This window comes from Proteus hauseri, assembly GCF_040139125.1.
Classification (GTDB): Bacteria; Pseudomonadota; Gammaproteobacteria; order Enterobacterales; family Enterobacteriaceae; genus Proteus; species Proteus hauseri_B.
The window spans coordinates 434,151-459,944 of record NZ_JBEEUB010000002.1 but is presented as its reverse complement, the minus strand read 5'-3'; the positions used below and the strand labels follow the sequence as shown (position 1 = coordinate 459,944).

Annotated in this window: 21 protein-coding genes and 1 pseudogene; 18 read left to right on the top strand and 4 right to left on the bottom strand. The window is 40.1% G+C overall.

The window, feature by feature from the left end; all coding sequences use genetic code 11:
- Positions 1 to 394: 394 nt before the first annotated feature.
- A complete protein-coding gene (gene dgt / locus ABN099_RS05080) occupies positions 395 to 1,903 on the bottom strand; it encodes a dGTPase (RefSeq protein WP_349462594.1) in 1,509 nt (502 codons plus the stop codon).
- 116 nt (positions 1,904 to 2,019) lie between these two features.
- Here dgt and mtnN point away from each other — a divergent pair, with 116 nt between their 5' ends.
- Together mtnN and btuF are read left to right on the top strand one after the other, a co-directional pair.
- On the top strand, positions 2,020 to 2,715 hold the full coding sequence (gene mtnN / locus ABN099_RS05075) for a 5'-methylthioadenosine/S-adenosylhomocysteine nucleosidase (RefSeq protein WP_349462593.1): 696 nt from the start codon (positions 2,020 to 2,022) through the stop codon (positions 2,713 to 2,715).
- 113 nt (positions 2,716 to 2,828) lie between these two features.
- A complete protein-coding gene (gene btuF / locus ABN099_RS05070; RefSeq protein ID WP_349462592.1) occupies positions 2,829 to 3,653 on the top strand; it encodes a vitamin B12 ABC transporter substrate-binding protein BtuF in 825 nt (274 codons plus the stop codon).
- A gap of 228 nt (positions 3,654 to 3,881) precedes the next feature.
- Here the strand turns inward: btuF and erpA are convergent, their stop codons facing one another.
- Positions 3,882 to 4,226 (bottom strand): iron-sulfur cluster insertion protein ErpA, encoded by a 345-nt coding sequence (gene erpA, locus ABN099_RS05065; RefSeq protein WP_006534944.1) that lies wholly within the window; start codon positions 4,224 to 4,226, stop codon positions 3,882 to 3,884.
- Between the two features lie 273 nt (positions 4,227 to 4,499).
- Here erpA and hemL point away from each other — a divergent pair, with 273 nt between their 5' ends.
- From hemL to ABN099_RS05050, 3 genes are all read left to right on the top strand, one after another.
- A complete protein-coding gene (gene hemL, locus ABN099_RS05060; RefSeq protein ID WP_349462591.1) occupies positions 4,500 to 5,786 on the top strand; it encodes a glutamate-1-semialdehyde 2,1-aminomutase in 1,287 nt (428 codons plus the stop codon).
- Positions 5,787 to 6,036: 250 nt separating this feature from the next.
- Positions 6,037 to 6,381 (top strand): XRE family transcriptional regulator, encoded by a 345-nt coding sequence (locus tag ABN099_RS05055; protein WP_349462590.1) that lies wholly within the window; start codon positions 6,037 to 6,039, stop codon positions 6,379 to 6,381.
- Between the two features lie 32 nt (positions 6,382 to 6,413).
- Positions 6,414 to 6,779 (top strand): HipA N-terminal domain-containing protein, encoded by a 366-nt coding sequence (locus tag ABN099_RS05050; RefSeq protein ID WP_349462589.1) that lies wholly within the window; start codon positions 6,414 to 6,416, stop codon positions 6,777 to 6,779.
- 70 nt (positions 6,780 to 6,849) lie between these two features.
- Here ABN099_RS05050 and mrcB read toward each other — a convergent pair.
- Positions 6,850 to 9,144, bottom strand: a pseudogene (mrcB, locus tag ABN099_RS05045) (bifunctional glycosyl transferase/transpeptidase); the annotation flags it as partial.
- Between the two features lie 140 nt (positions 9,145 to 9,284).
- Positions 9,285 to 11,714 (bottom strand): ATP-dependent helicase HrpB, encoded by a 2,430-nt coding sequence (gene hrpB, locus ABN099_RS05040; RefSeq protein ID WP_349462722.1) that lies wholly within the window; start codon positions 11,712 to 11,714, stop codon positions 9,285 to 9,287.
- Between the two features lie 85 nt (positions 11,715 to 11,799).
- Here hrpB and sfsA point away from each other — a divergent pair, with 85 nt between their 5' ends.
- The 13 genes from sfsA to ABN099_RS04975 all read left to right on the top strand — a co-directional run bounded on the left by sfsA (position 11,800) and on the right by ABN099_RS04975 (position 25,793).
- Positions 11,800 to 12,510: a DNA/RNA nuclease SfsA gene (sfsA, locus tag ABN099_RS05035; RefSeq protein WP_349462587.1), complete on the top strand. Its 711-nt coding sequence runs from the start codon at positions 11,800 to 11,802 to the stop codon at positions 12,508 to 12,510.
- A gap of 207 nt (positions 12,511 to 12,717) precedes the next feature.
- Positions 12,718 to 13,173, top strand: a complete 456-nt coding sequence (gene dksA, locus ABN099_RS05030) for an RNA polymerase-binding protein DksA (protein WP_023580786.1) — start codon at positions 12,718 to 12,720, stop codon at positions 13,171 to 13,173.
- Positions 13,174 to 13,230: 57 nt separating this feature from the next.
- The gene (gene gluQRS / locus ABN099_RS05025) at positions 13,231 to 14,145 is read left to right on the top strand and encodes a tRNA glutamyl-Q(34) synthetase GluQRS (RefSeq protein ID WP_349462586.1); all 915 of its coding nucleotides are present in this window, start codon (positions 13,231 to 13,233) and stop codon (positions 14,143 to 14,145) included.
- Positions 14,146 to 14,236: 91 nt separating this feature from the next.
- Positions 14,237 to 15,796 carry a polynucleotide adenylyltransferase PcnB gene (gene pcnB, locus ABN099_RS05020; RefSeq protein ID WP_432807483.1) on the top strand — a complete coding sequence of 520 codons (1,560 nt, stop codon included), beginning with the start codon at positions 14,237 to 14,239 and terminating at the stop codon, positions 15,794 to 15,796.
- On the top strand, positions 15,789 to 16,283 hold the full coding sequence (folK, locus tag ABN099_RS05015; RefSeq protein ID WP_349462584.1) for a 2-amino-4-hydroxy-6-hydroxymethyldihydropteridine diphosphokinase: 495 nt from the start codon (positions 15,789 to 15,791) through the stop codon (positions 16,281 to 16,283). The genes pcnB and folK overlap by 8 nt, the downstream gene beginning before the upstream one ends.
- Before the next feature lie 378 nt (positions 16,284 to 16,661).
- Complete coding sequence (panB, locus tag ABN099_RS05010; RefSeq protein ID WP_349462583.1) at positions 16,662 to 17,453, top strand: 3-methyl-2-oxobutanoate hydroxymethyltransferase; 792 nt, start codon at positions 16,662 to 16,664, stop codon at positions 17,451 to 17,453.
- A gap of 43 nt (positions 17,454 to 17,496) precedes the next feature.
- Positions 17,497 to 18,348: a pantoate--beta-alanine ligase gene (gene panC, locus ABN099_RS05005; protein WP_349462582.1), complete on the top strand. Its 852-nt coding sequence runs from the start codon at positions 17,497 to 17,499 to the stop codon at positions 18,346 to 18,348.
- A 42-nt stretch (positions 18,349 to 18,390) separates the two neighbouring features.
- Positions 18,391 to 18,771 carry an aspartate 1-decarboxylase gene (gene panD / locus ABN099_RS05000; RefSeq protein ID WP_349462581.1) on the top strand — a complete coding sequence of 127 codons (381 nt, stop codon included), beginning with the start codon at positions 18,391 to 18,393 and terminating at the stop codon, positions 18,769 to 18,771.
- A 235-nt stretch (positions 18,772 to 19,006) separates the two neighbouring features.
- On the top strand, positions 19,007 to 19,639 hold the full coding sequence (locus ABN099_RS04995) for a response regulator transcription factor (protein ID WP_349462580.1): 633 nt from the start codon (positions 19,007 to 19,009) through the stop codon (positions 19,637 to 19,639).
- Position 19,640: 1 nt separating this feature from the next.
- Positions 19,641 to 21,188, top strand: coding sequence for an MASE1 domain-containing sensor histidine kinase (locus ABN099_RS04990; protein WP_349462579.1), 1,548 nt, complete (start codon positions 19,641 to 19,643; stop codon positions 21,186 to 21,188).
- Positions 21,189 to 21,255: 67 nt separating this feature from the next.
- Positions 21,256 to 22,608, top strand: coding sequence for an MFS transporter family glucose-6-phosphate receptor UhpC (gene uhpC, locus ABN099_RS04985; protein WP_349462721.1), 1,353 nt, complete (start codon positions 21,256 to 21,258; stop codon positions 22,606 to 22,608).
- Positions 22,609 to 22,610: 2 nt separating this feature from the next.
- Positions 22,611 to 23,642 carry an ABC transporter substrate-binding protein gene (locus tag ABN099_RS04980; protein WP_349462578.1) on the top strand — a complete coding sequence of 344 codons (1,032 nt, stop codon included), beginning with the start codon at positions 22,611 to 22,613 and terminating at the stop codon, positions 23,640 to 23,642.
- Between the two features lie 72 nt (positions 23,643 to 23,714).
- Positions 23,715 to 25,793, top strand: a complete 2,079-nt coding sequence (locus tag ABN099_RS04975; RefSeq protein ID WP_349462577.1) for an ABC transporter permease — start codon at positions 23,715 to 23,717, stop codon at positions 25,791 to 25,793.
- The last annotated feature ends 1 nt before the right edge of the window (position 25,794 follow it).

Here is a 25,794-nt window from a genome sequence, read left to right as displayed (position 1 = left end):
ACGTTACGTAGTAATTGCGGGTTAATAGCGAAATGACATAGTTTGAGAATACACTGTACTTTTACGACTTGTTTACAGGCATAACATGAATGACTATGCATTTCAGAATAAGATATGGGGAGAGTATAACATCGAACAAGTTATTTACTTAACTGATATAAGCAATATTTTTGTTAAATTTAAAAATCCTTTAATGATAACAAGCTGTGTCACTCGTTTTATGGATTTTATATTGTTCTATAACTAACAAATATTATATATAACTTTTATCTTTAATATATTTACAATTAATAACATATATTTTCTGTTATTTTAATAACATATTATTATTTCTAAGAAAAATTTAAAATTTATCGTTAATCAATAAGATAGCGATTTCTTTATTGATTACATATTAATCACAAACCATTAATTTTCTATATTCTTCATAGGCATAATGATCAGTCATTCCACTGATATAATCTTGTATTAATCTTGTTCGATAATAAAACTCTAAAATTTTTCCTTTTTCAGAATTTATATCATCCAGCTTATCAAGCGCTTCGTTATAAGCGAGTTTATGCTTAACAGATAGTTTGTGATATAAACGCGTCTCAATAACATATTGAGGATGTTCATTATATTTATGCAGTCTTAAGAAGTCATCCGTCGATAATAAAAGCAATGGTTTATAAATATCCAACAATCCACTGATAACTCGATACCCTTTCATTTCAAGCTCTTCAACTTCAGCGTGGCTAAAAACCCACTTCTGAGCAACTCGCTTTAAGGTCGCTAATAATCGATGCTCTGCACTATCGCCTTCAAGTAACGCATAATTAAAGCTGCCTTCGTAGACTTGAGGTAAATTTTTGATAAATCGATAAGCAGTATAAGGGACTAATTTTCCAGTAATATATACTCGTAAATACATAAAAAACTGATCTTGCATACTGCGTCTAGCTTCATTTTGATCCACTTTTTTATAAGCTCGATTAACGGTGATATCAAATAGGTCACCTTCTGCAACCTCACCATTTTCACACCAAGCATCTCTTAATAGTTGCACTAACCGATTTATATCAAAAATACCTTTTTCTACAGCATCATCTAAATCAGCTATGCAGTAAGAGATATCATCTGCGGCTTCCATAATATAAGTAAGAGGAAAGCGACAAAACTCACCCATATTGAGTTTTTGCCTCATTTCATTGACGAACTCCATTTCAGACCAATAATAGCCCGGTTTTTTCATCAAATAATTATATTCTGTAGGCACCTCACCTTGCCAATGAGCAGGACGAGTGTATTTTAAAACACAGCCGATTTGTGCATAAGTTAGGTTCAGTTTAAGCAGATGATGCGCCATTCTGATCGCTTGGGCATTGCCCTCAAAATGGCATAAGTCTTGGCGTAATGTCTGTCTTAATTTATCAAGTTCAGCTTTTGCACAATATCGCATTGGTAGGAAAGGACAATTATCAAATTCAGCTGTCGCCTCTGGTGAAAGTACATTGCGAAACCAATGTTTAATTGCTGCTTCACCAAAATGACCAAAAGGTGGATTGCCAATATCATGCATCAAACACGCCATTTCAATTAGGCTTTCGACGCTATCTATTCTCTCACTAAGCCCATACTCTTCTAACTTATTGTGCTTTTTTAGTTCACTCATAATCTGCTTAGAGATATAGCGACCAATTTGCTGGACTTCTAAAGAGTGAGTAAGGCGACTGCGAACAGCTGAATTCTGTTCCAAAGGAAAAACTTGTGTCTTTTGTTGTAACCGACGAATAGCCGCGGAGTTAATAATACGTCCACGATCACTTTCAAACTGGCGAGAAACCTGTAATTCATCATTAATATCAATATCGCTACTATTATATTTGCGTTGATAATTTAGCTTCAGTTTAAAATCGATCATTTCTATCCTCTCGCCGTTACGATGAAACGAACTCGTGTTATATCCCGTTTTTCCGATAGATGCTAAACTCTATATAAAATACTATTTATGATTAATCTACAAGGGAGTATGACACAATGAGAGTTGGCGTAATAGGTGCTATGGAACAAGAAGTCACACTTCTGCGTGAACAAATTGAAAACTGCGAAACATTATCTCGTGGTGGTTGTGAGATTTACACCGGCAAAATTAATGGTGTTGATGTAGCACTATTAAAATCAGGTATTGGTAAAGTTGCCGCAGCAATTGGTACTACACTGTTACTCGAACATTTTCATCCTGATGTAGTAATAAACACCGGTTCAGCAGGTGGTTTAGACTCTAAATTAAACGTGGGTGATATCGTTATTTCAACAGAAGTGCGTTACCACGATGCTGATGTCACCGCGTTTGGTTATGAACCTGGTCAAATGGCACAATGCCCTCCTGCTTTTATTGCCGACCCAAAACTCGTGCAAATTGCACAAGAATGCATTGAATCACTAAAATTAAATGCTGTTCGTGGATTAATTTGTAGTGGCGATGCATTTATTAATGGTGCAGAACCTTTAGCACGTATTCGCCATACCTTTCCTGATGTTGCTGCAGTTGAAATGGAATCTACGGCTATTGGTCATGTTTGCCATCAGTTTGATATCCCATTTGTAGTGGTTCGCGCTATTTCTGATGTTGCAGATAAAGAATCACACTTAAGCTTTGATGAGTTTTTGGCTGTTGCCGCGCGTCAATCAAGTTTAATGGTGACAACAATGCTTGAGAAATTAAAAGACTAATTAAGCTTATAAAATCTAAACCTTAGTTTTATGTGTAATAACCCGTCTTTATTTTTTGCTTATCATAAGATAAAAAATAGACGGGTATTTTTTAATCTAAAATGAGAAAAATAATGCGTCTACTCACTACTTTTTGGCTGTTGCTAAGTAGCCTTTTTACTGTGGCAAACGCTTTTGCTACGGAGCCAGCAAAACGTATTATTACGCTTTCACCTTCAGCGACAGAAATGGCTTATGCCTCAGGTATGGGCGAGAATATAGTGGGTGTTAGTGCTTACTCTGATTACCCAGAAGAAGCAAAAAAGATTGAACAAGTTGCCAACTGGCAAGGGATTAATGTTGAGCGAATTCTGCTATTAAAACCTGATTTAGTGATTGCATGGCAAGGCGGTAATCCACAGCGTCCATTAGATCAGTTAAAAGCGTTAGGTATTTCTATTATTTATTCTGATCCACAAACTATTGAAGAAATCGCTAACGATCTGACTAAATTAGCAGCTTATAGCCATCGCCCTGAGATTGCTTTAAACAATGCCAATCAATTGCGTCAGCAATATCAAGCATTACAACAAAAATACCAATCAAACATCCCAAATCAGCCAAAGAAAAAAGTGTTTATTCAATTTGGTATGCAGCCACTATTTACAACATCGAATCACACATTACAAAGTCACATTACTGAGCTTTGCGGTGGTGAAAATATCTTTGCCAATAGTTCTGTTCCTTGGCCTCAAGTTAGCCGTGAGCAAGTACTTACAAAGAAACCTGATCTGATTATTTTTAGTGGCAAACCTAGCCAAATTTCAGCAATTCAACAATTTTGGCAACCTCAGCTTAATATTCCTGTGATTGCCATAGATGAAGATAGTTTTAGCCGACCAGCACCACGAATAATCAATGCCGCACAGCAGATTTGTGAAGCGATTGCGAAGAGTTAAATTACGTTTTATTGAAAAACGAGAAAGGATTTAAAAATAGGAAATTGAAAGTTTAAGGTGTTGTTCTTAGGTTTTTATCTTTAAAAAATCCCACCGACAAAAGTCGTGAGCGAGCAAGCAGTGCCACAAGGCAGACAGCGCACAGTAAGCGGAGCATACATTAGTATGTGAGCATTACGAGCACTGCCCTAACGCCGTGGCATTACTGCACAGCCACGACGCCAAAAACTAAATACTAAACGATGAGCCGCAGCCACACGTACTCTTAGCATTAGGATTCGTCACGATAAAACGCGAACCCTCTAACCCTTCGGTATAATCCACACAACCGCCCACTAAATACTGCAAGCTCATTGGATCAACCACTAAGGCTACGCCCTGTTTTTCTATGGTCATATCGCCTTCATTCATGGCATCATCAAACGTAAAACCATACTGGAATCCGCTACAACCGCCACCTGTAATATAAACGCGTAAACGCAGATTTGGGTTTTCTTCATCAGCGATCAAATCTTTTACTTTATTTGCAGCCGCGTCAGTAAATTGTAACGGCAGAGCCATGTCATCACTCATTGTTCACTCCAGACTGGGGATCCCAGTAAAAAAACAGCCAGCAAAATTTTTCTTTCTGCTGATATAATGTGATGATTATCTAATACCTGCTCATAACCTTCAAGTTTGTTGTGGACAAAATACACTTTTTGCTACCTATCACTTTTTATGGTTAATCTCGCGAAAACAATAATAGTGATAAATCAAAATCTTGCTGTCGTCTATTTGGCTTCATCTGCGGTCTGCTTTAGAATACGCCTTAATCTTACGCTCACCCATCATTAGGAGTTTGACATGAGCAAGTCTGAAACGCTTTATAACCTCGCACAACAAGTGATCCCCGGTGGAGTTAACTCACCAGTTCGCGCATTTAACGGTGTAGGTGGAACACCTTTGTTTATCGAACGTGCTGATGGTGCGTATATTTATGATGCCGATGGACAGGCTTACCTCGACTATGTCGGCTCATGGGGTCCTATGGTTTTGGGCCACAATCACCCCGCTATTCGTGATGCAGTAACAGAAGCGATACAAAAAGGCTTAAGCTTTGGTGCACCAACTGCTGCTGAAGTTGAAATGGCAAATTTAGTCACTGAGCTAGTTCCTTCAATGGATATGGTGCGTATGGTGAACTCTGGTACTGAAGCGACCATGAGTGCGATTCGCCTTGCTCGTGGTTACACTGGTCGTGATAAAATTATTAAATTCGAAGGTTGCTACCATGGTCATGCTGACTGTTTATTAGTTAAAGCGGGTTCTGGCGCGTTAACGATGGGACAACCTAACTCACCGGGTGTTCCCGCTGATTTTGTTAAGCACACACTCACTTGTACTTATAACGACCTTAACTCTGTACGCCAAGCCTTTGAAAATTACCCTGAAGAAGTGGCTTGTATCATTGTTGAACCTGTTGCCGGTAACATGAACTGCGTACCACCAAAAGCTGACTTTTTGCCGGGTTTACGTGCGCTATGTGACGAATTTGGTGCGCTACTGATTATTGATGAAGTGATGACAGGCTTTCGTGTTGCATTAGGTGGCGCACAAGCTTATTACGACGTTGATCCAGATTTAACCTGCTTAGGTAAAATTATCGGTGGCGGCATGCCTGTAGGTGCATTTGGTGGACATTTAGAAGTAATGTCGAAACTAGCACCAATTGGTCCTGTTTATCAAGCGGGCACCTTATCAGGTAACCCAATTGCAATGGCTGCAGGTCTCGCTTGTTTAAATGAAGTTTCGCAACCAGGTGTTCATGAAACGTTAGATGAACTCACCACAATGTTGGCTGAAGGCTTAGTTGAAAAAGCGCAACAAGCGGGTATTTCAATGGTCGTAAACCATGTTGGTGGTATGTTTGGCTTATTCTTTACGGATGCCAAAGAAGTGACTTGCTACCAAGATGTAATGAGCTGCGATGTTGAACGCTTTAAGCAGTTCTTCCATTTAATGTTAGAGCAAAAAGTGTATCTCGCCCCTTCTGCTTTTGAAGCTGGCTTTATGTCTATTGCTCATACCAAAGAAGATATTCAACGCACCATCGATGCCGCTGAATATGCCTTTGGAAAAATGAAAGGCTAGTTGGTCGTTTTATAAAAAAACATCTCAAAATAAAAGCCAGTCTATTATTAATAACTGGCTTTTATTATTTCTTTTTCTTCTATCCAACGGCAAATAAAAGTATCATATTTGATACTTTTTGTGTTAAATTAAACCAATTACGATCAAAAATACGTTAAGACATAACTAAAAGAATCATATTTGATACTTTTATTGTTTTTAAGAGAAAATATATGCTCTCATCTCAATTAAATAGGAAAAAGTATCAAAAATGAGCCTTAATAAAGTTTTGAAGATTGTAGATGACTTATCTGATGAAGAAAAAAACATTTTACTGTCAAAGTTAAATACCAACCAAAATTTAAATAATAATTTCAATATAATACAGCATCACGAAAAATCACTTAATCTATTTATTCTAAAAGAGAATGAACTTAAAAAACTAATTACTTTCGAGCTAAAAAAGCAAGGTATTACATATGAAGAGATGGCTATGCAAATTGATGTCTCTATAGCCACTTTTAAAAGAATAATTGCCAATCCACTAATGGCAAAAACGATTAATCTCCATTCCTTACTAAAAGAACTTGGGTTTAAGTTATGTCTCGAAAAATAGAAGTTTGGCTTTACGAAAAATGAGTCGGTATTTTGAGTGAAGAAGAAAAAGGATTCACTTTTCACTATTATGCTAATTACAAAGGCATAGCAATATCTTTAAGTATGCCAGTCAGAACAGAGCCTTATTGGTGTGAAGAATTACATCCTTTTTTCAAAGGATTAGCACCTGGTTTAAATTCAAAGTATGGCGAATATGTTGGTTTTGACTTTATCCTTTTGGCTGAAAATATTGGAATTAGCTTTAAACTAGCTCAAAAATTACTAAATGATGTGGTAAACAGCCACCAGACAATTATTGATACATACAATGAAAGCCATATGCCTGAAGAGCAAAGAAATGTAGTCTTAGCGTATGTGGAGAGAAGAATAAATTTACTCAAAATAACGACGCTATAGCAATAAAAGGCCACAAAAAACGGCACTTAACACAGTGCCGTTTTTTATTTTAAATCACCTAAACCATGACTTACTCAGAAAACAGATCTTGCAGCCATTTCGGCGCGCCATCTTCATTGGTTTCTTGATTGACTGAAGGGCATAATCCATCTGGATTAGCTGTCCACACTGGTAAAGTACGCACACCACCACCTAAACAGGTAAAAGTCCCTTCCGCATTAATTGATATCTCTGAAATATCATCAGGTACTGGCGGGTTTAGTTTTAATGGCGCTTGGTTATCCAGATAATTGCGATAAAGCAATAACGCACCGGTTGCCCCCGTTAGGTTGGTTGGTCCGTTATTATCACGTCCCATCCACGCTATCGTTACTTCTTTACCATCAATACCCGCAAACCAGCTGTCACGAAGATCATTCGTCGTTCCTGTTTTCCCTGCAAGATTATAGTTACCAAATTTTGGCTTCAAGGTACGTTGCGCTGTCCCTGAATTAACCACTTGCTGCATACCAAACAGCGTCATATAAGCGGCTTGCGGTGAAACAGTGGTTTCTGCCTGAGGATAGCTTTGATACAACACAGTACCATCTTGTTTTATCACTGAACGTAGCGACGACAATTTAGCGCGGTTACCCAAGCTACCAATAGTTTGGAACGTTTGAGCCACTTCCATTGGTGTTAAGTTTAAAGCCCCCAATAACATCGCAGGTACTTTTTCAAGATTTTCAGCAGGCGCACCTAAGTTAATCCATGTTTTAATCACTTGGTCTAAGCCAAGTTCTAAACCTAAATTAACGGTTGGTATATTACGAGACGTGGCTAACGCATCTACCAGCATTAATCGACCTTTATAACCACGATCATAGTTACGCGGCTGCCAAGGTTTTCCACCGGGGATTGGCACTGAAATAGGTTCATCAGCAAGCCATGTATTTAAACGAAAACGCTCAGGCTCGCTTAATGCCGTAAGATAAGTTGCAGGCTTTGCCAATGAACCAATAGAACGACGCGCTGAAAGTGCGCGGTTAAAGCCAGCAAATTGAGGCTGAGAACCACCAACAAGTGCTCTAACTTCACCACTTAAGCGGTCTACTACCACCATTGCACCTTCAAGATCATCAATCTTGCGTGTTTTACGAATATCAGCAACACCTACTTCCACCGCCTTTTCTGCCGCATCTTGCGAAACAGGATCTAAGGTGGTAAAAATTTTGGTTCCTGATAAATCTTTAACTTTATCGCCTAAATTAGTTTGTAACTCTTGGCGAACTAACTGCATAAATGCAGGTTGTGGTGTCAGTGCTTCACTACGTGATTTAACCCCTAAAGGACGCGCACTTAACACATCATAAAGCTCTTGGTCGATAATCTCTTGTGTCAGTAATAGTTTCAACACCACATTACGGCGTTCTAATGCGGCTTTAGGATTACGCCACGGATTATAAGCAGAAGCACCTTTTACCATTCCCACTAATAACGCTTGTTGATCAAGACTTAGCTCATCAACTGGGCGACCAAAATAGTAGAGGCTCGCTAAAGGGAAACCGCGAATTTGCTCATCACCACTTTGACCTAAGAAAACCTCGTTAAGGTACAGCTCTAAAATGCGATCTTTGCTATAACTCGCATCCATAATAATTGCCATATAGGCTTCATTAAGCTTTCTTTTTAAGGTTCTTTCATTGGTTAAAAATAGGTTTTTTACCAACTGCTGCGTTAAAGTACTACCACCTTGCACTGCTTTACCCGCAGTAAAGTTAGCGAAAACGGCACGACCAATAGAGTAGAAACTAATGCCATCATGTTCATAGAAACGACGGTCTTCAGTGGCGATTAACGTATCAACCAATAACTGAGGAAATTTATCTCTACCTAAAAATAAGCGTTGTTCTCCATTTGCCGACTGCATCATGGTAATCAGTTTAGGATCAAGACGGAAAAAGCCGAATTGACGCTGGTTACTCATATTAGTAATGCTAGCTAATGAATTTTGTTCAAAGGTGAGTTTTGCTAAAATTTGCTCTTCACGACCATCAGGAAAATCAAAAGGTCGACGTAACATCTCTATCGTATTATTTCTTACGATAAATTCACCAGGGCGCGTAATTTTATTGACATGACGATATTGCATACCTTCAAGCAAGCGCACCATTTCGCTCTGACTATAATTCATGCCAGGTTCTAAATTTACAGTTCGCCCATAAACGGCGGCGGGTAACTCCCACACATTGCCATCTAAACGCTCTTTAATTTGCGAATGTAGATAAACGCCATAAATGCCCATTAAAACTGCAATTACGATGGCAATTTTAACTAATAACCAAAACCAAGAACGACCTCTTCTTGATTGCTTAACTGGCTTTTTATTTCTACTCATGCACTGTATCTCTCATTGAAATCCCTTTATCGCACCCTAGGATAAAGAAGCCTAACATTGTCGCTATTTTTCAAAGCAATCCAACTGGAAAGCTCTCAAAATGACGCTATTCTACTCATAAATTGGCGTTAACTAAATTTTTTTACTCGTCGAGTTGGTGCTGTATTTTCTGGCGAATCTGGCCACAAATGCTTGGGATAACGCCCTTTCATCTCTTTTTGTACTTCTTTATAACTACCAGCCCAAAACGTTGCTAAATCCTGTGTTTTTTGAATAGGTCGATGAGCAGGAGAAAGTAACTCCATCACTACGGCTAATTGACCATTGGCAACAATAGGGCTTTGCTTTTCGCCATAAACTTCTTGAATACGAATAGCAATAACTGGTGGTAATTCTAAATCATATTTGATTGCTACTTTTGTCTGCGTTGGCGCTACATAATGTGTTGGGAATAAGCGCTGTAGTAACTGATTTTCCTGCCATGTTAACTGCTCTTTTACCAGCTGATTGATATCAAACTGCTGTAAGGCTTTTAAAGAGCAAATATTTCCTAATTCGGGCAATAGCCATTGCTCTAATGTTTCTAATAGTACTGTCTCATTTAATTCTGGCAACAATACATCAGGACACCATTTTTTCGCTAATGCAAGACGAATAAAAAATTGTTGAGTCGCTTCACTTAATGCCAATGCATTTAAACCGTTATCTCTTAACCAATTTAACAGTGCTTGCTGCATTTGCTGCTTATCGGGCTTTTCTAACTGAGACTGACTGATAGTGAGTCGTCCTAATTGGCGCTGTTGCCACGCTATTAATGCGCCTCGCTTTTCGTCCCACTCAATAGTGGTATTATCTTTAATCAATTCAGGAAAGGTAGTTGATATTTCATCAATATCAATAGGTAATGCCAATAAAATACGCACATCAGCATAATGTGTATTTTGTAGCAGTAAAGGCGCTAATATCCACGGTGCATTACTCATTGTTTGAGTTTCATCCATCATCGCACCTTGCCCATTAGCCAAGCGAAAACGCCCTTTATTATCACGATTTTTGGCTACTCTGTCGGAAAACCCGACGACGAGTAAGATCGCTAATAACTCAGGACAAAAATTCCCTTTTCTATTTTGCGAAAGCTGTTTTTCTCTGTGAGCCCAAAATGGATTATTTTGTTGGGCTATCCACTCTAGATTAATTTCACGCCCTCTGGGTGGCTCTTCTACCATCGCACATAAGCGTGCAGCAGTAACATAGTGGTCGTTACTCTGCTGTTGTGCATAATCTAATATCGCGGCAAAACGAGGTTCGATTCCCCATTGCGCCATACGTAAACCACGAGGCGTCAATCCACCGAGTGTATCTATTGCACCTAAACGTTGTAACAGCGTTTTTGCTGCATTTAAGGCGGGTGTTGTTGGTGTATCTAGCCATATTAATTGGTTGATATCTCGACATCCCCATTGCAATATCGCAAGCCAAAGAGAAGATAAATCACTGCTTAATATTTCAGGAATCTGATGTGTTGCTGCTCGTTGTGCTTGTTCTTGACTCATTAAATGCCAACAAATACCCGCTTCAAGTCGCCCCGCACGCCCCGCTCGCTGAATTTGTGAAGATTGGCTAATTCGCTGGCGTAGTAAGCTCGTAACGCCGTTTTTCAAATCAAATTGCGCTCGTTTTTCAATACCACTATCTAAAACTAAACGAATACCTTCTATCGTAAGACTGGTTTCAGCAATATTGGTGGCTAATACAATTTTACGATAACCTTTTTCTGCCGGTTCAATCGCTTGCTGTTGTTGAGCTAATGAAAGTGCGCCATAAAGTGGAAATATCAGCACATTGCTATCGACTTTCTCTTTTAGCATTTCAGCAGTACGTACTATTTCAGCGCTACCGGGTAAAAAGATAAGCATAGAGCCGCTCTCTTGTGCCAGTAAACGCAGTGCCATTGTTGCAACTTCTTGCTCAAAAGGCTGATGCTGATTAATGGGGTAATAACAGCGATCGACGGGATAACTTCGCCCTTGGGAGTTCACCATTGGTGCATCTGGCAAAAGTAAGGTTAATTTTTGATTATCTAAGGTTGCCGACATAATCAATATACGCAAATCATCACGTAAACCCGCTTGAACATCTAACAGTAACGCCAGTGCTAAATCTGCTTGTAAGCTGCGCTCATGAAACTCATCTAAAATCACCAAACTAACGCCCGTTAGTTCGGGATCTTGCTGTAACATTCGAGTCAGCACACCTTCAGTAACCACCTCAAGACGAGTCTGTTTGCTGATTTTACTTTCCGCTCTCATTCGATAACCAATGGTTGCACCAACAGGTTCATTTAGCTGACTTGCTAAGCGATAAGCAATACTTTTAGCGGCAATACGTCTTGGCTCTAATAAAATTATTTTGCCATCAAATTGCCCGTTCTCAAGCAAATAGAGGGGAAGCGCCGTTGACTTACCCGCACCCGTTGGGGCATGAAGTAATACCTGGGGGGATTGTTTTAACGCAGCAACAATATTTTCGGTTACATCAAAGATGGGCAGCAAATGCACACAAACTCCATTACTCATTAACTTTCTCTGCCGCGCATTGTAGCATTAGCGCTCTCTTAAAGGACGTATTTTCACCGGAGTCGTCATGAAATTTGAACAACCGCTACAATCCGCCACTTTACTAAAACGATATAAGCGTTTTTTAGCAGACGCCATTGCCCCCAATGGGGAAGAATTCACGCTTCATTGTGCTAACACTGGCGCAATGACGGGATGCGCAACCCCGGGCGATACAATTTGGTACTCAACGTCATTGAATGCAAAAAGAAAATACCCTAATAGTTGGGAATTAACACAAACCCAAGTTGGTGACTGGATCTGCGTTAATACCTTAAGAGCAAACGGTATTATTGCTGATGCGATAGCCGCAGGAGATATTCCAGAATTATCTGAGTATGACGAGATAAAGCGCGAAGTGAAGTACGGTAGTGAAAACAGCCGTATTGACATTTTACTTAAATCAAATCATAAAGTTGACTGCTACATTGAAGTGAAGTCAGTAACGCTGTTAGAGGCGGGTAGAGGCTATTTTCCTGATGCTCGAACAGTACGTGGTCAGAAACACCTAAGAGAGTTGACCGCTATCGCAAAATCGGGCTTAAGGGCTGTCTTATTCTACGCAGTTCCCCATACTGGCATTACGGAAGTTGCTGTTGCTAAAGAGATTGACCCCAACTATGCTTCATTGCTTGAACAAGCTCGTGATGCTGGGGTTGAAATTTTATGTTATCGCATCAATATTAGTGAGTACGATTTAACAATTGGGATGCAATTACCTTTTATTTCAAATGGTTAATTGGTTTTCATAAGATTTGTAATGGTATATGTTAAGTAAATTTTAACTAAATAGGCATATTTACTTGCGTGCCTTCACACCATGAGAAAACTTATTAAAGGAATAATTGCTATCCTCTCGGGCATCTGCTATTTATAGCGCCCTATTTTTTCTCCTTCCTATTTTTGGTGGGAGATTATTCAGATATGCGTATGTAGGAGAAGCATTATGCAAGAAGGGCAAAAGCGTAAAACATCGTCCATGAGCATTCTCGCTATTGCTGGCGTTGAGCCATATCAAGAAAAAGCGGGCGAAGAGTACATGAACGAAGCCCAATTAGCGCATTTTAAGCTAATACTTGAATCTTGGCGCAATCAGCTCAGGGATGAAGTCAACCGCACCGTTACTCATATGCAAGATGAGGCGGCAAACTTCCCAGATCCCGTTGACCGTGCTGCACAAGAAGAAGAATTCAGTCTTGAGCTGCGTAACCGTGATCGTGAACGTAAACTCATTAAGAAAATCGAGAAAACACTAAAAAAAGTTGAAGACGATGACTTTGGCTTTTGTGAATCTTGTGGGGTTGAAATCGGTATTCGCCGTTTAGAAGCTCGCCCGACAGCAGATTTATGTATCGATTGTAAAACATTAGCTGAAATCCGTGAAAAGCAGATGGCTGGCTAATCGTTGAGTCAACGCCTCAGTGCAAATTTGTGCTGAGGCGCTTATCTGAATCTTTAAATGAAAGAGATTACAGACTATATTGGGCGCTTTGCGCCATCACCAACGGGCAATCTTCATTTTGGCTCATTGGTTACTGCACTTGGCAGTTATCTTCAAGCTCGCGCACATCATGGACGCTGGCTTCTGCGTATCGACGATATAGACCCTCAACGAGAACCTCCCGGCGCTACCTCTGCGATTATCCATACCTTAGAGCACTTTGGGCTATGGTGGGATGATGACATCCTATTTCAATCGCAACGCCATGATGCCTATCGTGATGTTTTATCCATGTTATGGCAACAAGGGGGTTGTTATCATTGTCACTGTAACCGTCACCGGTTACATGATTTAGGGCGTATTTATGATAATCATTGCCGCCATCGATATAATTTAACAGATAACTCTCACGGCGGTTTTGATATAAATAGAACATGGCGATTAATTCAACAACATCCTATTTATCATTTCGAGGATGAAGTTCAGGGAACTTATTACCTTAAAGATCCCTTACTCGCTTTAGAAGATATGATTATTCACAGAAAAGATAACTTATTTGCGTATAATCTAGTGACGGTAATTGATGATCATTATCAAGGTGTAACAGAAGTAGTAAGAGGTGCCGATTTACTTGACCCCACGTTGCGACAGATTAGCTTACATAAACAGCTTAATTTACCTGTTCCTCGTTATGCTCACTTACCCTTAGCAATTAATCATGTTGGAAATAAATTATCGAAGCAAAATCATGCTCAAGCATTACCCAACACTGATCCAAAAGCGGTAATTATTGATGCATTACATTTTTTAAATCAACCAGTTATAATAGGTTGGCAAGATTATTCATTATCAACATTATTAGAGATTGCGAGCGCCCAATGGTTACTTTCTGAGGTAACTCAGCAAGGTAATCAACAACAAGGGTATGAATAAACTACACAAAGCATTCTCAAAAAATGTTCAGTAGGCTATGATTAGCCGCTTAATTTTTTTAATTATCAGAATTTATTATTCGAGGTGTCATATTTTTAACCGAGTAGCGCATTTCTGCCGCAATCTGCTAGGGCGACAAACTAAGTCGTCAGACTCACAACAACCGGTAGCAAGTGAAAGGCGAGTCACTATATCTGACCAACCTAAACAAGAAACACATAAACCTGTGCGTCGGCGTCCTGCCCTATCCGCAGACCGTCCCCGTAAAAAAAGTACAAATAAAGAAAAGGCGAACGGGAGTGATTTGCCAATGACTGTGATCCCAAGAGATCAACACCCTATATCGCGTAAAGATATCAGTGACAATGCACTGAAAGTTCTTTATCGCCTGAATAACTCAGGTTTCCAAGCCTATTTAGTCGGTGGTGGAGTACGCGATTTATTACTGGGAAAAAAACCAAAAGATTTTGACATTGCCACCAATGCCACACCTGAAGAAGTCCGTCGATTATTCCGTAATAGTCGTTTAGTCGGTCGTCGCTTTCGCTTAGCGCATATTATGTTTGGTCCTGAAGTGATCGAAGTGGCGACATTCCGTGGCTCTCATGAAGACCATGTCATCTCCGATAACAACCAATCTCAACAAGCACAAAGTGGTATGTTGCTGCGCGATAATATTTTCGGCTCTATTGAAGAAGATGCTATTCGTCGTGACTTTACCCTAAATAGTCTCTATTACGGTGTTGATGATTTTGCAGTACGTGATTATGTGGGTGGTTTAGCCGATCTTAAAGCAGGCATTATCCGCTTAATTGGCTCGCCCGAGACACGTTACCGTGAAGATCCAGTTAGAATGTTAAGAGCCATTCGTTTTGCCAGTAAACTGGATATGCGCATTGAACCAGAAACAGCAGATCCTATTAGTCAGTTAGCGCCATTACTGAAAAATATTCCTTCTGCGCGCTTATTTGAAGAGTCATTAAAGCTGCTGCAAACAGGGCAAGGCTATAAAACCTATAAACTGATGCGCCACTTTAAGTTACTTGAGCCACTGTTCCCACAAATTGCCTCAAGAATAACAGAGCAACAAGATACACCAATGGAGAGAATGTTAGAGCAAGTTCTCAAAAATACCGATTATCGTTTAAGTAAGGATATGCGAGTTAACCCTGCATTCTTATTTGCGGCAATGTTGTGGTATCCATTGATAGAACATGCAGAAAAACTCACACAAGAAAGTGGGCTTTCTTACTACGATGCTTTTGCAATGGCAATGAATGATGTTTTAGATGAGCAGTGTCGTACTATTGCCCTTCCTAAACGTATCACAACCATGATGCGTGATATCTGGCAACTACAACAACGTCTGCCTAAACGCCAAGGTCGCCGTGCCAATAAATTGCTTGAACACCCTAAATTCCGCGCTGCATTTGATTTACTTGAACTGCGTGCAAATGTACAAAGAAACCCAGAACTTGAAGCGCTGGCAACATGGTGGGCTGATTTTCAGGCATCAAACAATACCCAGCAACGCTCAATGGTTTCTGAATTAGGTCAAGCACCAATACGTCGACGCCCACGCCAACATAAGCGCCCTCGTCATCCAAGTGCAAAAAATACCATAGCGAGACAAGAAAACAGCAATGAGTAAACAGAAACAACGCGTTTATATTATTCTTGGTAGTAATTTAAATTCGCCTGAAGAACAGGTTAAATCAGCGATTAAAGCGATTAGTGAGATCCCTCAAACGGAACTTATTGCTCAATCGTCATGGTATCGCACGCGCCCTATGGGTCCGCAAGATCAACCTGATTACTTAAATGTTGCTGTTGCTATTGATACTGATTTAGCCCCTGAAATCTTACTTGATAACACTCAAGCCATCGAGTTAGCACATGGTCGAGTAAGAAAAGAAGGTAATCGCTGGGGACCAAGAACGTTAGATCTCGATATTATGTTGTTTGGTAATGAAGTGATACAAACTGAGCGTTTAACCGTTCCTCATTACGGGCTAAAAGTCCGTGAATTTATGCTCTATCCATTAGCAGAATTAGCACCTAACCTGCGTTTTCCTGATGGTGAACTATTAACAGACAGATTAGCGCTTGTACCTGAAAATGGTATGGAAAAGTGGTAATTTCACTTTAATGCCTAGCTGATGTTTAAGGTTGGTACTGTTGAAAATTAACGCAGTATCAACCCACTTCACCACTAACTGTTTATTTTATCTCTTCTTCCTTATCTCGCCATCTCGCTATTATTTTTTTCTCTTCTTTTTATAAATAATTAACAACTAATTGTTATTTTTAATTAATTGAAAAACATAAAAATATTTTATTGTTTTATATTTTTCATTACTCACCCAATTACTTTTTCTTCGTTTTTACGGCTTAGATGCTACAATCTGAAATTGCCATATATTATTTATGTCATATTTTCTTTAATAAACAAATAATTAAGTGAATCACATAATTTCACTCACACGCAAAAAACACACATCTCGGAGTTTGTTACAATGAAACCAACTACGCTTTCAACGCTCAATCGCTATAAGCAAGAAAAGAAAAAGTTTGCCACTATCACCGCTTATGATGCGAGTTTTGCCCGTCTGTTTGCACAAGAAGGTATCCAAGCGATGCTAATTGGTGATTCATTAGGGATGACACTACAAGGTCATAACAGCACACTGCCTGTAACCATAGAGCAAATTGCTTATCATACTCGTTGCGTAAGAGCGGGTGCACCTAACGCCTTTCTTATTGCTGATATGCCCTTTATGTCTTACTCAACACCAGAACAAGCTTGCCTTAATGCCGCTATTTTGATGCAGGCTGGTGCCAATATGGTTAAAATTGAAGGTGGTAGCTGGTTAATACCGACAGTAAAAATGCTCACCGAGCGTGCTGTTCCGGTCTGTATTCATTTAGGGTTAACACCGCAATCCGTTAATGTTTTTGGTGGTTATAAAGTTCAAGGCAGAGAACTAGCAGCAGCAGAACAACTAAAACAAGATGCAATGTCACTCGAAAATGCAGGTGCTCAACTGGCTGTTTTAGAGTGTGTACCCGTTTCGTTAGCGAAAGCAGTCACTGACGTGCTGACTATGCCTGTAATTGGCATTGGTGCTGGAAATGTTACTGATGGTCAAATTCTCGTTATGCATGATTTATTAGGGTTAACACCACAACCCCCCAAATTTTCTAAAGATTTCTTGCAAGAAGCTGGCTCTTTACAAGGTGCGGTTAGCCTTTATGTTCAGCAAGTTGAACAGGGATTATTCCCACAAGAGCAGCATACATTTAACTAATTTATTATCTGAATATACTGACATCGTTTAAAGGAGTCACGCCGTGCTAATTATTGAAACTACGCTTATCTTACGCAGAGAAATCAAGCGATTGAAGCAAGAAGGTAAACGCATCGCACTGGTTCCAACAATGGGTAATCTTCATGAAGGTCACCTGAAATTGATTGAAGAGGCTCGTATTCACGCTGATGTGGTTATCGCCTCTGTTTTTGTAAATCCGCTGCAATTTGATAGAGAAGCCGATTTAGTCAGCTACCCACGCACATTACAAGAAGATTGCGAATTATTGCGTGATAAAAACGTCGATATTATCTTTGCACCTTCAGCAAAAGAGATGTACCCAAATGGCATGGAAAATCAAACAACCGTCGATGTACCTGTACTTTCAGCTATTTTAGAAGGGGCGAGCCGCCCGGGTCATTTTCGTGGAGTGACCACCGTTGTTAGCAAGCTATTTAATTTAATTCAGCCTGATGTCGCGATGTTTGGTGAGAAAGATTATCAGCAACTGCTCGTTATCAAAAAAATGGTGCTCGATTTATGTATGGATATCAGCATTATTCCTGTTCCTATTGTGCGTGATAAAAAGGGGCTTGCACTGAGCTCTCGTAATCGTCTGTTAACTGATAATGAAAAGCAGCAAGCTCCTGTGCTTTATCAAGTAATGCAACAAATTGCTGAGCAGTTAAAATCAGGCAATCACGACGTCAATCAGCTATTACTCACAGCAAAAAGTACCCTTGAGCAACAAGGTTTTCGTGCTGATGAGTGTTTTATTTGTGATGCTGATTCTCTTACACCATTAAATGAAGAGAGCCGACGTGCTGTTATTTTAATGGCGGCATGGTTAGGCAATACCCGTTTAATTGATAATCAACAAGTGAATCTTGTGTAATTAATCTGGCGTATTAATCATTAGAAAATAGGAAACACAACAATGCTACGCACAATGTTACAAGGCAAGTTACACCGAGTTAAGGTAACACAAGCCGATCTTCACTACGAAGGCTCTTGCGCTATTGATCAAAACTTTATGGACGCAGCCGGAATACTAGAAAATGAAGCTATCGATATTTATAACGTCGATAATGGCGAACGTTTTTCAACCTATGCGATTTGTGCTGAAAGAGGGTCACGTATTATTTCTGTTAATGGCGCAGCGGCTCGTCGTGCCGCAGTAGGTGATCGCCTCATTATTTGCTCTTATGTGCAAATTCCTGACAGCGATGCCCGTAGCCATAAACCTAACATTGCCTATTTTGAAGATAACAATGAAATGAAACGCATTGCAAAAGCAGTGCCTGTTCAAGTCGCTTAATAAGCCACTTTATTATTTAATTCTATTACCCATCAGTGGATGTTCCCCACTTGTGGGTAATTATTTTTAGTCACAAATCACTTTAGGTTATTACTCACCTGTCTCGATTCACCTAATTTAAAATGAGATATAACATTCAAAACCGTGTTTCTTCTCCCTTTTTACTCGCATATCTGCTTGTAGCTTGTTATAAATCGGATAAGTATTATCTAACTACTCTTTACTAATAAAAATTATGATAAAAGTTGCTTTAGTTGATGATCACATCGTTGTGCGATCAGGGTTTGCACAGCTGCTAATGTTAGAACCAGATATTCATATCGTTGGTGAATACGCTAATGGACAAGAAGCATGGCATTATCTCGTTAACGATGATATTGATGTCGCGGTTATGGATCTCTCTATGCCAGGGGAAAGCGGGCTTCAGCTACAGAGCCGCTTAAAACAAAAACGCCCTGATTTTCGTACTATTATTTTAAGTATTTATGATACGCCCGCCTTTGTTCAGAGCGCGTTAGATTCTGGCGCGCGTGGCTATTTAACTAAACGCTGTGGACCTGAAGAGTTAGTGCAAGCAGTACGAGCGGTCTATCAAGGGGGATGTTATCTCTGCACTGATGCCATGAAAGCACTGCGTCATACACCTGAAAAAGAAGAGGCTTTACACGGCTTAACGCCTCGAGAAAGAGAAGTGTTCAATCTTTTGGTGCAAGGTATCAACGTTAAAACGATTGCACTACAGCTTAATCTTAGCCATAAAACGGTGCATGTTCACCGCGCTAATGTGTTAGGTAAACTGGCATGTGAAACGACAATTGATTTAGTCCACTTTGCATTAAAAAACCAATTAATTACTGGAACACTTTAATATGAAAAGAGGAATGCGCTTTCTTTTGCAATCCATCTTTTTATTACTCACCTACTCTTTACTTTGGCTTTCGCTGTGGGTTATTGGCTTTTATCTAAGTAAAAATGGTCAACAAGCAGCTCTCTTTTTACCGCAGGGTTTGCGCCTTGCATTGGTTATTTTGCTCTGGCGACGATTTTGGCTTCCCCTATTTTTAGCCGAATCCGGGCTCTATTATTGGCTAGCTCAAGAGCAGCTTATTACGCACTCTGTTATCTATTTATCCCCTTTAATTAGCTTACTTATCGCCTTAGAGATCCAGCGCATTTGGTGGCGTTATCCGCTTTATTGGCAAAGGCTGACACTATTAATTGGTGGTGTTGGTTTTAATAGCTTGCTCCAAGCCTTTATTCTTGGCTTTTTTCTTAACACAACCACCAGCCAAATATTTCTAACCTCAGTTACCGGTGGAATATTAATCACTCCTTTTGTCTTTTTAATTTATGAATATCTGCGTGAATTGCAGAATCGAACACTTATCGCTGATGGTATACCCGATCCCCCTTTACGTACCTCACTACTTATGTGGGGATTTCTTTTTTGTGTGATTGGGCTAAGTGCGCAGTTTTTTTTCACTCCAGAAATTGAACGCTTATTGGTTATTCTCGTGTTTATTCCCAATGTTTTTATGGCTTACCGCTATGGTTGGCAAGGTGGCGTATTATCTGCACTTTTGGGTAGTTTAATTATTACCTTTGCTCGCCAAATTAACGGAGCATTTAGCGATTTACGTGAACTTGAGATGTTCTTAACGACTCAAGCGATTATTGGCATTGGTTTAGGTATTGCCATTAGCCGGCAGCAACAGTTAGCCCATAATTTACGCCATTATCGCCATCGATTAGAACAAGAGTTACAAGCAAGACGCGTATTAATGGAAAAACTCGTCCATACCGAAGAAGATGTCAAAAAAGCGATTGCCAGAGAGCTGCATGATGAAATTGGTCAGAATATTACCGCGATTCAAATTCAATCAATGTTAATGAAAAAAACAGCCACCAACGATAAAACACGCCAAACCGGTGAGCAAATCGAACGATTAGCACAGCAAATTCACCAATCCACTCGCCAACTTTTACGTCAATTAAGACCCCCTGTTTTAGAAGAGATGTCGCTAGAAAAAGCACTCCATCACTTAATTAATGAGTTTTCATTTGCTGAGAACAATATTACCTGTAATTTCAATTACTCCCTTGATAAAGAGCCTGAAAACGAAACCGTTATTTTTACGCTTTATCGTTTAGTGCAAGAGCTGCTTAATAATATTAGTAAGCATGCTAATGCGACTCATATCCAGGTTTCATTAACCCAAAATCAAAATCAGTTACGATTAGTGATTAGCGATAACGGCATTGGTATGTTGCCAACACAACAAAATAGCGGATTTGGATTACGAGGTATTGAAGAACGTATTCGTGCTTTAGGCGGAGATTGGAGCGTGACTAGTTATAACGGCACAAAAATAATTGTTAACTTACCCACAAATTCAGAAGAAAACAGTGAAAACTAAGACTTTGTCTTAGTCATCTACAACCTTCTCTCACTCTTTTTCGCGACATTTTTTTTACATTTGCAACATCAGAGAGGATGTTATGGCAGGTAAAAACTCGGCATCAATAAATAAGACCTATGATTTTTGGCGCAAAAATTTAATGCTGTCGATGATCATTGGCTATGCCACCTTCTACCTCACACGTAAAAGCGTCAATTTTGTGATGCCCGTTATGCAGATTGAATTAAATCTGGATAAAGGAGATATCGGCTGGATAGCTAGCCTATTTTATCTTACTTACGGCTTATCAAAATTCTTCTCTGGTATTTTCCATGATCAGACGGGATACCGCTGGTTTATGGGCGCAGGTTTAGTCATGACAGGGGTGATGAATATTATTTTCGCCTACTGTTTATCTTTTCCTGCACTACTTTTGGTTTGGGCACTTAATGGTTTCTTTCAAGGATGGGGATGGCCACCTTGTGCAAGGTTGTTAACTCACTGGTATTCACGTAATGAACGTGGTTTTTGGTGGGGATTGTGGAATATCTCAATCAACCTTGGTGGTATGAGTCTCCCCATTTTAGCCGCATGGTTAGCAACACACTATAGCTGGCAAATTGCACTGCTTATTCCCGGTATTATTGGCATTGTGATGGGCTTTTGGCTCTGTGTACGATTAAAAGGAACCCCTGTTGAAGAGGGGCTTCCAACAGTGGGTGTTTGGCGACGCGATATATTAGAACTACGTCAAGAGCAAGCCTCCCCCCCTAAACCGATGCTAACTATTTTGAAAGAGAGCATTTTATTTAACCGAATGATTTGGTTACTAGGTTTCTCTTATATTTTAGTTTATCTCATACGGATGGCGATAAATGATTGGGGAAACATCTGGTTATCAGAAACACATGGCGCAAACTTATTAAGTGCTAATGCCATCCTCTCTTTGTTTGAAGTTGGGGGGTTATTAGGCGCACTGTGTTCAGGCTGGGGCTCGGATTTACTATTCCGAGGTCAACGAGCACCGATGATATTGCTGTTTTCACTGGGACTTTTTAGCGCAGTAACCGCACTTTGGTTAATCCCAATACATCATTATGCTTTGCTCGCTGCCTGTTTTTTCAGTATCGGTTTTTTTGTGTTTGGACCTCAGATGTTAATCGGACTTGCTGCTACAGAATATTGCCATAAAAACGCAGCAGGCACGGTAACAGGCTACTTGGGATTGTACGCCTATTTAGGGGCGGCAATGGCAGGTTGGCCATTAAGTCAGGTCATGGCGCATTATGGTTGGACTGGGATGTTTGCATTATTAACCAGCGCTGCGGCCTTAATGGGACTACTACTAATGCCGTTACTGATTGCTGATGTCAGTAAACGAGAACATTCCGTAGGCCCACTTTCATTTTCCGATGACGACACATTTAAAAGGTTCTGAACATGAAATTGAAAACCCTCTCTACGCTCGTTGCAGCAGGACTTGCACTTTCTGCTGTCAGTTTATCAACTCACGCTGCGGGTCGCTTAGTGGTCTATTGTAGTGCGACTAACGCTATGTGTGAGGCTGAAACGAAAGCCTTTGCTGATAAGTATGATGTTAAAACCACCTTTGTTCGTAATGGTTCTGGCAGCACGCTGGCTAAAATCGAAGCGGAAAAACGTAATCCTCAAGCTGACGTTTGGTATGGCGGTACAATGGATCCTCACTCACAAGCCGGTGAAATGGATCTTCTAGAACCTTATGTCTCTCCTAATCTCGATCAAATCATGCCACAATTTCGTGATCCCGCTAAACGCAAAGGTAATTACTCCTCTGCAGTTTATGTCGGTATTTTAGGTTTTGGTGTCAATAAAGATCGCTTAAAAGAGAAAGGTATTGCGGTTCCAACCTGTTGGAAAGATTTAATCAAACCTGAATATAAAGGTGAGATTCAAATTGCTGACCCACAAAGTTCAGGTACCGCTTATACCGCACTCGCAACTTTCGACCAATTATGGGGAAGAGAGCAGGCATTTGATTATCTGAAAAAATTAAATACCAATATCTCTCAATATACTAAATCAGGTATTGCTCCAGCACGAAATGCCGCTCGCGGTGAAGCCGCAATTGGTATTGGTTTCTTACACGATTACTCATTAGAAGTTGAAAATGGCGCACCACTTGAACTGATTTCACCTTGTGAAGGTACAGGTTATGAAATCGGTGGCGTAAGTATCATCAAAAATGCCCGTAATATGGATAACGCGAAGTTATTTGTAGATTGGACACTCTCAAAAGAAGCCCAAGAGATTAGTTGGAAAGAGGGTAAATCTTACCAAATTCTAACCAATACCAGTGCTGAATCTTCACCAATGGCACTGAAATTAGCTGACTTAAAACTGATTAACTACGACATGGATAAATATGGCGATAGTGATGTACGTAAAGAGCTAATTAATAAATGGGTTACCGAAGTAAAAATGGGTAAATAGCCATTATGAGGGCGAGATAATCTCTCGCTCTCTTTTCTCATAATAATAAAGATATTTGCTATCGGGGGATTTATGTCTCACACGCTCGCTATACCTGAAAAAAAGAGGCGGGATCCCATATTTTTATGGATCCTGATTGCATGGGCCGCTTTTGCACTGCTGCCATCATGGAGCCTAGATTATGGTCTTTTTGATTCTACACCAGATGAACTTCTTACCGCTTATGGCTGGAGTAATCTAAACATCAGTTTACTCTGGTTTTTATTACCCAGTCTGCTGCTATTTCGTCCCGTTACACCATCAAAACGAGAAAATCGTTCTCGCCACTATTTTGATGCGGGATTTGCACTATTTTGTGCATTTATCACCATTGTAAGTGCCACGATTGAAGGAAAAGGGCTCGGTTATTCAGCCATCGTGTTATTTATCTCACTTGGCATGATAGCAAAACACGCTTTAACACGCTTAGAGTGGTTAGGCGGTGATAGCTTTGTTATTGGCTCACTAATCACGGTTGTCGCACTGATTGGCGCGTTTATTATCTTCCCTAGCATCGCTATTTTTATTCCGATGTTTAAAGATAGCGCAGGTAATTTTGCACCTTTTGAGTTTATCGCCATCCTTAGCCAAGCTCATATTGTGCAAGTTATGCTTAACTCAATAATGCTCTCTATTGCCGTGGGGATAGGGTGTACTTTCTTTGGGCTTATTCTGGCAATTTATACCTCGCGTATTGCTGTGCGCTCAGCGATTATTGGTCGTATTTTCTCTATTTTACCTATCGTTACGCCACCTTTTGTTGTTGGCTTAGGTGTTACGTTAATGATGGGGCGTTCAGGTTATATCACCGAATTCCTCGCCACTTATGCCGGACTTGAAAACACTAACTGGCTATATGGTTTTACCGGAATTTGGCTTGCTCAAGTATTAGCGTTTACGCCAATGTCTTTTATGATTTTAGATGGTGCAATTAAAACCATTCACCCATCATTAGAAGAGGCATCTTATACCCTAAGAGCAAATCGTTATCAGACCTTCTTTAACGTCTTTATGCCATTACTAAAACCAGCGCTTGCTAATGCATTCTTAATTGTGATTGTGCAATCACTCGCTGACTTTAGTAACCCACTCGTGTTAGGTGGCAACTTTGACGTTATCGCAACACAAATCTATTTTTACATCACCGGTTCTCAGCTCGATTATCAATCAGCCAGTACATTGGGTGCATCACTATTAGTCTTCTCACTATTAGTATTCTGTATACAGTATATGTGGATTGGTAAGCGCTCTTATGTCACCGTTTCAGGTAAATCCTATCGTGGAGATGTTCAACCATTACCTTCGTCACTCATTGCTTTCGTCACTAGCGTACTTGGTATCTGGGTTGTCTTTAATATCTTACTTTATGGCAGCATTTTCTACGGTAGCTTTACCGTTAACTGGGGTGTGGATTACACCTTAACCTTCGATAATTTCATTAAATTATTTGGTCAGGGAATGAGTGACGGTGCATGGCCTTCGTTGTTAGATACCTTGTTATATGCGGGTATTGCTGCACCGATTACCGCTATTCTCGGACTCTTAATTGCCTATATCGTGGTGCGCCAAGACTTTAAAGGTAAGAAAAGCATCGAGTTCACAACAATGCTTTGTTTCGCCGTACCGGGAACCGTCGCAGGGGTCTCTTATATTCTTGCGTTTAACGACTCGCCTTTCTATTTAACAGGTACAGCGGCAATTGTGATTATCTCAATGACTATGCGTAACGTGCCAGTGGGTATTCGTGCGGGTATTGCGGGATTAGGACAAATTGATAAATCTCTTGATGAAGCGTCTTTAAGTTTAAGAGCGAACTCCATGAGAACCATTTTCTATGTGCTATTACCGTTATTGCGCCCTGCAATTTTATCCGCACTGATCTATAGCTTTGTACGTGCCATTACCACCGTCAGTGCCATCGTCTTCCTTGTAACACCGGATACACGGGTTGCTACTGCCTATATTTTAAACCGTGTTGAAGATGGCGAATACGGTGTCGCAATTGCCTATGGTTCCATCTTAATAGTGGTGATGTTGGCAATTATCTTCTTATTTGACTATTTGATTGGCGAAGCCCGTGTTTCACGCTCTAAAGCCAAAAATGCACAGTAAT